Here is a 7,975-nt window from a genome sequence, read left to right as displayed (position 1 = left end):
CGGTGGACCTGCGCGGCTTCGGCGACTCGGCGGCCGCCGACGTCGCGTTCACCGGCAACGACCTGCGGCTGCTCCCCCGGGCGCTCGCGCACGCCCGCCGCGGGCGCCGCATCATGACCGGGAGCATCGCCCTCGCGCTGCTCATCATCGTCGCCCTGCTCCCGCTCGCGCTGACCGGCACCCTGGGGCTGGCGGGCGTCGTGCTCGTCCACGAGGTCGCCGAGGTGGTCGTGATCCTCAACGGCGTCCGGGCCGCCCGTGCGCCGCGCACCGCGCCGGACGGGGACGCGCGGCCGGCCCGCGCCGGGGTGGCACGGGCCGCTGCCGGCGCGTGAGCCCGGCCGCCCGGACGCAGCCGTCCCCCGACCGGCCCCCGCGGACGGCTCGCGGGTCGCCCGAACGGGTGGCCGCGGGCTCGCCGTGACCGGACCGGTACGGTCGCGTGACCGTCTCGTGCTGTTCGCGCTGGTCAGCGAGCCGGAAGCATGCCGTCCATCGGACGATGGAGGGGACCTCATGCGCGATCGGACGTCGAAGGAAGCAGCTCGCCCCGGATCCGCGCGGCGTTCGAGGCACCGCCTCGTCGCCGCGACCGCCGTGCTCGCGCTGGGGGCGCTCGGCGCGTGCAGCAACGGCGGCGCGAGCGACGCCACCTACGGGCAGGAGGTCGCGCAGGACGACGCGTACGCGCCCGACCAGTGGCGCTACGTCCCGACCGAACCCCAGGAGGAGTACGACGACTCCCCGGAGCAGCCGTTCCAGGACGTCGCGACCAGCCCGCTGTCGACGTTCGCCTCGGACGTCGACACCGCCTCGTACAGCAACCTGCGCCGGCAGCTCACGCAGGGCACCCAGCCGCAGGGCGTGCGGATCGAGGAGCTCGTCAACTACTTCGACTACGACTACCCGGCGCCCGCGCCGGACGCCGAGGACCCGTTCACCGTGACGACGCAGGTCGCGGACGCGCCGTGGGACCCGGACCACCAGCTGGCGATGATCGGCGTCCAGGCGACGGACGCCGTCCCGACGAGCCGGGGCAACAACGTCGTCTTCCTGCTCGACGTGTCCGGCTCCATGGACGAGCCGGACAAGCTGCCGCTGCTCGCCCGGTCGTTCGAGCTCCTGGTCGAGCAGCTCGACGAGGACGACACCGTCTCGATCGTGACGTACGCCGGCAGCGACGCCGTGCTCGCCGACTCGGTGCCGGGCAGCGAGCGGCGCACGCTCGTGGGGATCCTGCGCGAGCTCAGCGCCGGCGGCTCGACCGGCGGGGCGCGGGGCCTGGAGACCGCGTACGAGCTCGCCACGAAGAACTTCGTCGAGGGCGGCAACAACCGCGTCGTCCTGGCCACCGACGGCGACTTCAACGTCGGCCCGTCGACGCCCGAGCAGCTCACCGAGCTGATCGAGGAGCACGCCCGGACCGGCGTGCACATCTCGGTCCTCGGGTTCGGCATGGGCAACCTCAAGGACAGCACGATGGAGGCGATCGCCGACCACGGGAACGGCAACTACGCGTACATCGACACCCTCGACGAGGCGCGCAAGGTCCTGGTGGACGAATTCGACTCGACCATGTTCGTCGTCGCCCAGGACCTCAAGCTCCAGGTCGAGCTCAACCCGGCGACCGTCTCGCAGTACCGGCTGCTCGGCTACGACAACCGCCGCCTGGAGGACGAGGACTTCGACGACGACACGAAGGACGCCGGCGACGTCGGCGCCGGGCACTCGGTCACGGCGTTCTACGAGCTGGTGCCGGCCGGGCGCGAGGACGGGAGCGGCGACGACCTCGACTACCAGGACCGCAAGACGCGCGGCTCCGACGACTTCCTCACCGTGCACGTGCGCTACAAGGACCCCGGGGCGACCGAGAGCACCGAGGTCGTCGTCCCCGCCGGCGCGGACGCGTACACCCGCTCCCCCGGCGCGGACTTCCGGTTCGCGTCCGCGGTCGCGGAGTTCGGCCTCGTCGCGTCGGGGTCCGCGTACGCCGACGGTGCCGACCCGGGCCGCGCCCGCGACCGGGCCGCGGAGGCGCTCGGGGAGGACCCGTACGGGCTGCGGTCGGAGTTCGTCGGGCTCATCGAGCGGTACGAGCAGGTCGCGGGCTGAGGGCGGGCTACGGGCACCGCCACCCTCCCGACCATGTCCGTCAGCAGGACGATCTCCCGCGTCGTCGGGGTGCTCGTGGTCGTGACCTCGTCCGCGTGCGCGTCGGGCGGGGTCGCCATCCCGCCCGGAGGGAACGCCCTGCCGCCGTGCAAGCCGTAGCGGATCGACGTCGCCGACCTCGAGTCGATCGGCGCAACCGGGCTGCGACCTCGTCGGGTCGCAGCTCGGGCTGCCGAGCGGGGACCACATCGAGGTGCCCACACTGGGGGTGACCTCCGGTCAGCAGGACGACCCGCCCGACGGGCCGGAGATCGTCGTCGTGAACTGGGGAGTGCCCGGCCTCGGCGTCGCCGTCGTCGTGGACGGCAGGCTGTCGGACGTGTGGTCGAGCAGCCCCGAGGCGCGCGAACTCACGGAGGCGGCGCTCTCGGCGGAGGGTGTCGACGGGTAGGCGCAGACGACGAGGCGGTACCTTCGACCTCGACATCCCGCACGGCACGCCGCCGCGGCGGGGCGTCGCGGGTTCCCCACGCGGGAGCGCCCGCGCACCTCCCGGGCCTCTGGGACGTGAGGGGATTAGTTCCCACCTCGGAGAGGTCTCTTTCGGCGCACGCTCCCTCCCGGTTTTGCGGATCGCTTGAGGCTGCAGCCGGAACGGCACGCGGCCACCGTTGCGGAACGAAGATGCGCTCGCTCGGAACGGGCGGATAACTCGCGAGGAGACGACCACCTCGCTCGTCAGCGGCTCGGTGTGCCGTGGCGCGACTGCTCGACGCGATGGGCCCAGGGGCGATCGACCGTCTGTGGCGGGAGGCGGTGCCAGCCCGTGCCACGAGGCCGTCGAGCATGACGCGCCTTCTCAAAGACCCACTCCCCGTGGCGCCTGGATGGCAGACTCGCGTTGGGAAGTGGGCGAGGAGGCTCCATGCTCTGGGATGACCGCTTTGCAAGCAGCCAGGCGTGGCCTGCGCTCGAACAGTGTCGAACGCTGATCGACGCTTCCGAGATGCCCGAAGACGGCACAGAGAGAGACGCCCTCGCCTACGTGGGCTGGGTGATCGAGCTTCTCGAAAAGCGCCGGAGTGAAACGGATCCGCACGAGATCACTCCGACGATGCTCAACAACGTCGCCGCTGCAAGTTCCGCACTCGCGCAGCACATAGAGCTCGTAAACAACGGCAGCTACTCGTGGTCGCAAATCACGCCACAGGCGGACGCCGTGCTTGATTCGCTCGCGGCCTGGCCTCCTATGAAGATCGCTCACTACGTGTCGGGCCTGAGCAGCGCCACAGAGGGCTTCCAGATAAAGGCCAGCCAAGCTATCGACGAGGTTTCCGCGCGCGCAGATAGTGCGAACGAGAGACTGGAAGCACTGCAACAAACTCAAACACAACTCGGAGAATCGATAGAAGCAGAGCGACAGAGGATCAGCGAGGCAATCGCCGACTTCAACACCGAGTCCGCCGACACCTTGACGGGCTTACGAAACGAGAGCCAGAGCAGAATCGAGGCGTTCCTCGAGAAGTGGGACACACAGAGCAAAGCCGCCGACGATCGCGCCGCGGAGACGCTCTCGCGATTGGACGCCCTGGAGCAGCAGGCACGAAACGTAGTCCACGCAACCACCTCCCTGATCGTGGCAACGGACTACGGCACCTATGCGCGGAACAAGACGATCGCCGCCTGGACCTGCGACATTGCTGCGGCACTCGTGGGGGCGGCCGGACTCGCGGTGATCGTCTACCACCTGCTGAGCATCAACCCCGACGCTGACGCCAACGTCGGCCTGTCCCTAACCAGGCTCGCAGTCTCACTCGGCACCCTCGGCATCGCGACCCTCTTGGGTCGGCGCGGGCAGCAGCACCACATCGAGGCCCGGGCAGCAAAGCGCACTGATCTCGCACTCAGGCAGGTACTCCCGTTCACAGCAAACCTGCCAGACGAGGACAGGCAGCAGATCGTCCGGGAATTTACCGACCGCGTTTTCATCAGAGGGGATCTCGACTCGCCACCTCAGACGAGCCGCCCACGCTGGACACGACGACCGCGACAGGCTGCAGATCAAAGCAGTGATACTGAAGCCACCAAGTAGGGATCGCGGTTCAGGCGCACATCGCAAGCAAAGATATATGCTCCCTGTGGGGCCTCACACCAAGACCATTGCACCCAGGACGGTGCGCGAAACGTCGGACGTGAGGTACAGAAAGCTCTGCGGAGCGTGACTGATGCCCAAGTCGCCCAGATTCATCGGCGCGGCGAGTCGACGCACGGCCCCGACGACGATCCCCGTACCCAGTTCGCGTTCTCCGAAATACTCGACATAGCGCAGATGCTCGATTCCTCCAACACGTGAGAAGCGGTCCCAGAGCACTTTCGGGTGCTCAGTTTCCTGGCGCGCAACAACGAAGGAACCGACAACAGCGCTCACAGGCGCACTGGCGTAGAGAACGACATCCGACACGTCCGAAGCGAGCCGCCTCTTACGAAACTCGACAGTCTTAGTGCCTGCCAGGATCTGCTCGGCGAACTCGGGCCGAATGGCCATCAGTACGACGCGTCCAGTCGACTGCTCAGCCACTCGACTCCTCCAGGTTGAAGCTGCGTAATGCTCTGCGGTATACCGTGGACCGCGTCCGCCTTGTGAAGCTCGGCGAGCCGCCACGTCGGCGACACGCGGCGATCCATGCGGAAGAGTACGGCCAGGGTCTGACCCTGGTCGCAGAACGCCGCCAGTTCCGCGGCGGAGTACACCGTACGAGTCCCGACAACAGACACGAGCTCTCCCACGTCCGCGGGGCGTGTTGTCCGCTCGACGACGCCGATGGCGGTGACGTGCGAAGGCCCGGCACCGGTCCGCAAGAAGAGCAAGATGTCGCCGGGCTTGACCTTCTTCGTCGGCGCGCGGCAGACGTATGCCTTGAGGACGGCGTTGCCGCACGCCTCGGTCCCGGCGAAGAGGTCGCCCTGGTCTGTCGCCTCGGGGAGTAGCCGGCGGTGCCAGCGGTCTTGGATGGGGACGATGTGCGCGCGTTCGACTCGCACGGAACCCGGACCGTAAGTCACGGCGTGCTGTAGCGGATCAAGAGGCGGATCCCCCCGAACTGGGACAAGTCGCTTCGCGTAGACCAGTTCATCACTCTGCTTGGTCATGACGTGCGAGAAGCCGAAGCGAGGAAGCCATTCGATCAGCTCTTCTCGTTTCGGGTAGACCTCGAGGTAGATCCGCGCATGGCCGCGCTCGCGCGCGTACTCCACGACACTCTTCAGGAGCAGCTCGCCTCGCCTCACGCCCTGGGCGTCCTCGGACACCTTGAAGGTGCAGACCTTGAGCACCCGGGATGGCGCGCCGGGTTCCCACGGCGCATGCTCTTCGTCCTTCAGCACTGCGATCGCGTCGGGCGCAGACGGTTCGCCAATCACCAGGACGTCGCGGCGTTCAGGCACGACCTTGGTTCGCCACCAAGTCACAAAGTCGTAGTCGTCCTTGAGGCTGTCGAAGAGCGGAACGTCGATGTTGACCTCGAGCGCTTCCACACGAGTCGCGGCGGGCGGCAGCAGCAGGCGCGGCGCCTGCAACATGCCGAGGTAGGCGAGCCCCTCGGCGAGGGAGAGGACGTTGTCCAGACCAGACCGCCGGGCTCGACTTCGGAGTTGCGCGTCGTTGCTGACCAAGAACGCCGCTACGCCGGTCGCGTAGGTCGCGACGATCTGCATGTCGTTGCGATGCTGCACCCGGTCCGGGTGCCCGAAGACCGCGCGCACAGCGGCCGGTACGGGCGCCTGCGGCAAGACGTCGTACTTGCGGAGGGCCCGGCGCCTTCGAGCGCCGACGTCACCCACGGCGCCCGACACGTCCGCCGCGGTGGCTGCGCTGAGACAGACGCGGAAGCCCACGGCTGCAGCTACGCGCAGCAGCTCAGCGGCAGCAGGGCCGTAGGCATGATCGCCCTCGGCATGGGCCTCCGCAGCCACGAAGACGTTCGTATCGATCAAGATCGCCAACGGCGAGCGCATCATCAGGCCCCCTCTTGGAAACCGTATCGACACGTTCATTCTCGTACTGAAGAAACTGCCCGTTTGTGGTGTGAACAGCGAGCCGGGCGCCGGCCCTCGACGCCCCTCGTCTCGTCATCAGCGCGGGCGGGCTTCAGTCGACCTTGGGAAGGAAGGTTCGTACCTCAGCCACAGTCCGACCTTGGAAAACCTCGGCCTCACAAGCGACATCCTGAGCGCGCGACAGCAACGATGCATACCGGGCGCCCTGTGCAGCCGTGAGCTCGCCGACGCGCCGGCCTTCGATCCGCACCTCGATGGTCTCCGCACCAGCAGACGCGCCCCGCTCGACCTGCGCCGCGTGCAGCGTGGCCCACACCGGCCCGAGCCGGGTCCCGATCGCGTCCTGGTGCTTGTTCTCCCCCGTGACCGCGCACTCCCGCTCCGGCTCGAGCAGCTCCGCCCCCGCCGGCGGCGCGTTGAGCGCGAGAGCCCGCTCCGGTGGTGCCAACCGCAACACCACCACGAAGTCACCGCGAGCGTTCCCACCGCGGAACACCCGCGCGCGGCAGGAGGTCACGGCGCCCTGCCGCTCAATCTCCTGCAGCACGGACCGCCAGGCGGGGGCGACGTCAGCGGGCAGATACCCGGCCTTCCCCGGGCCGTCCGGTCCGAGCAGGTCGACACGCACCGCATTGCGGTCGTGGCGGTTCGACGGCTCGCGACGCAGCAGCGCGGTAACCTCCAAGCCGCTGTCCCAGTCACCAGCTGGCGCGATGCGCCGGCGCCCGACCACGCGCGCGATCGACGCGCGGTTGTACGCCTCGCCCGCCACGCCCTGCCGCCCGCGCGACATCAGCATCACCGTGGGCCCGTCCGGCGCCGCGACCTCAGGGACCGCGGAGTTGCCGCGCTCCGGCTTCGCCGTCACGCCGTCCGACCTTGCGTCCTCGTAGCGACGCATCGACCAGTGCGCGAACCCCGCGCCCGCGAGCACGAGCAAGGCCAGGAACGGCCCGACCGCCGGGATCGCAGACAGCGCCGCCGCGATCAGCACCACGAGGACCCACAATGCTGCAACGACGCATCCGCGTCCGCCGCCCTTGTTCGCTGATGTCACGCGGTGGACCGTACCGGGGCCCAGCGCGTTCCCGAGCGACCGCGCCGTGCGATCGCTCTCGATGCCGCCAAGCGGGTGAGGAGGACCACGTGACGGACTACCGCGCCACCATGCGAGTTGAGCTCGTGAACGACAGGCCCACCTACGCCGAGGTGGTCATCGAGTCGCTCGACCGAGCGATCCGTCACGTGGCATGGCCCGTGGACGGATCGCATCTCAAGGCGCTCGAGGCCGCCGCCTCGCAGTCCATCGATCTCCTCGAGGCACGAGCGACGGGCGTGAGCCAGGAGCTGCTTCGCACTACCGGGTTCGAGCTGAACGAGCCTTGGACGGTCGACCGCGAGACCTTCCCTGCTGAGGACGGCGGCACGTGCGGATCGATCGAAGCGAGCGCTGTCGTCTCAGGCGAGCTCTGACCAGCGCGGTCCATTCGACTGAGCGCACCGTCACCGCCGGGTGACGGCACCCACCCAGACCCACGCGTGGTCGAGGTAGCCGAAGCGATCGACCAAACGAGTCCGGACGGCTCTCTTCGTCCACGCAACGGCGTCGCCGTCGACCTCAATGCGCTCGCCATTCACGGTGAGCACCCAGGCGCGCACCAGGATGGTGCGCTCGGGCCGGTGCTCGTCGGTGCCGTACTGCTTGGGCATCAGCGACCTGGCTCGCTGTGGGAACGGGGTGTTCCCGGTCGGGCGACTCAGGCTCTGATTCGATCGAACACCTGTTCGACTACACGACACGGGTCAG

Annotated in this window: 9 protein-coding genes and 1 pseudogene; 6 read left to right on the top strand and 4 right to left on the bottom strand. The window is 68.7% G+C overall.

All coding sequences use genetic code 11. From position 1 onward, the window contains the following. The 5 genes and pseudogenes from KVT14_RS09850 to KVT14_RS09835 form a co-directional block, all read left to right on the top strand. Window positions 1-335: pseudogene (locus KVT14_RS09850) on the top strand (hypothetical protein); the annotation flags it as partial. A gap of 181 nt (window positions 336-516) precedes the next feature. Further along, window positions 517-2,112: a VWA domain-containing protein gene (locus KVT14_RS09845; protein ID WP_217615496.1), complete on the top strand. Its 1,596-nt coding sequence runs from the start codon at window positions 517-519 to the stop codon at window positions 2,110-2,112. 33 nt (window positions 2,113-2,145) lie between these two features. Next, window positions 2,146-2,271, top strand: coding sequence for a hypothetical protein (locus KVT14_RS22965; protein ID WP_256447994.1), 126 nt, complete (start codon window positions 2,146-2,148; stop codon window positions 2,269-2,271). Window positions 2,272-2,380: 109 nt separating this feature from the next. After that, window positions 2,381-2,563 carry a hypothetical protein gene (locus KVT14_RS09840; RefSeq protein WP_217615495.1) on the top strand — a complete coding sequence of 61 codons (183 nt, stop codon included), beginning with the start codon at window positions 2,381-2,383 and terminating at the stop codon, window positions 2,561-2,563. Between the two features lie 474 nt (window positions 2,564-3,037). Further along, the gene (locus tag KVT14_RS09835) at window positions 3,038-4,204 is read left to right on the top strand and encodes a hypothetical protein (protein ID WP_217615494.1); all 1,167 of its coding nucleotides are present in this window, start codon (window positions 3,038-3,040) and stop codon (window positions 4,202-4,204) included. A gap of 54 nt (window positions 4,205-4,258) precedes the next feature. Here the strand turns inward: KVT14_RS09835 and KVT14_RS09830 are convergent, their stop codons facing one another. The 3 genes from KVT14_RS09830 to KVT14_RS09820 form a co-directional block, all read right to left on the bottom strand. Continuing rightward, window positions 4,259-4,690 carry a hypothetical protein gene (locus tag KVT14_RS09830; protein ID WP_217615493.1) on the bottom strand — a complete coding sequence of 144 codons (432 nt, stop codon included), beginning with the start codon at window positions 4,688-4,690 and terminating at the stop codon, window positions 4,259-4,261. Further along, window positions 4,657-6,129: a GNAT family N-acetyltransferase gene (locus KVT14_RS09825; RefSeq protein WP_217615492.1), complete on the bottom strand. Its 1,473-nt coding sequence runs from the start codon at window positions 6,127-6,129 to the stop codon at window positions 4,657-4,659. Before KVT14_RS09825 ends, KVT14_RS09830 begins: the two co-directional genes overlap by 34 nt. Before the next feature lie 130 nt (window positions 6,130-6,259). Then, window positions 6,260-7,225: a hypothetical protein gene (locus KVT14_RS09820; protein WP_217615491.1), complete on the bottom strand. Its 966-nt coding sequence runs from the start codon at window positions 7,223-7,225 to the stop codon at window positions 6,260-6,262. Between the two features lie 89 nt (window positions 7,226-7,314). On the opposite strand from KVT14_RS09820, the gene KVT14_RS09815 reads away from it, so the two are divergent. Further along, window positions 7,315-7,641, top strand: a complete 327-nt coding sequence (locus tag KVT14_RS09815) for a hypothetical protein (RefSeq protein WP_217615490.1) — start codon at window positions 7,315-7,317, stop codon at window positions 7,639-7,641. A 30-nt stretch (window positions 7,642-7,671) separates the two neighbouring features. Here KVT14_RS09815 and KVT14_RS09810 read toward each other — a convergent pair whose 3' ends face one another. Continuing rightward, window positions 7,672-7,878, bottom strand: coding sequence for a hypothetical protein (locus tag KVT14_RS09810; RefSeq protein ID WP_254630681.1), 207 nt, complete (start codon window positions 7,876-7,878; stop codon window positions 7,672-7,674). Between the last annotated feature and the right edge of the window lie 97 nt (window positions 7,879-7,975).

It is taken from the genome of Cellulomonas sp. GbtcB1 (assembly GCF_019091725.1).
GTDB lineage: Bacteria > Actinomycetota > Actinomycetes > Actinomycetales > Cellulomonadaceae > Cellulomonas.
Note: the sequence above shows the minus strand (reverse complement) of the source record. Positions and strands in the feature narration are given on the sequence as shown.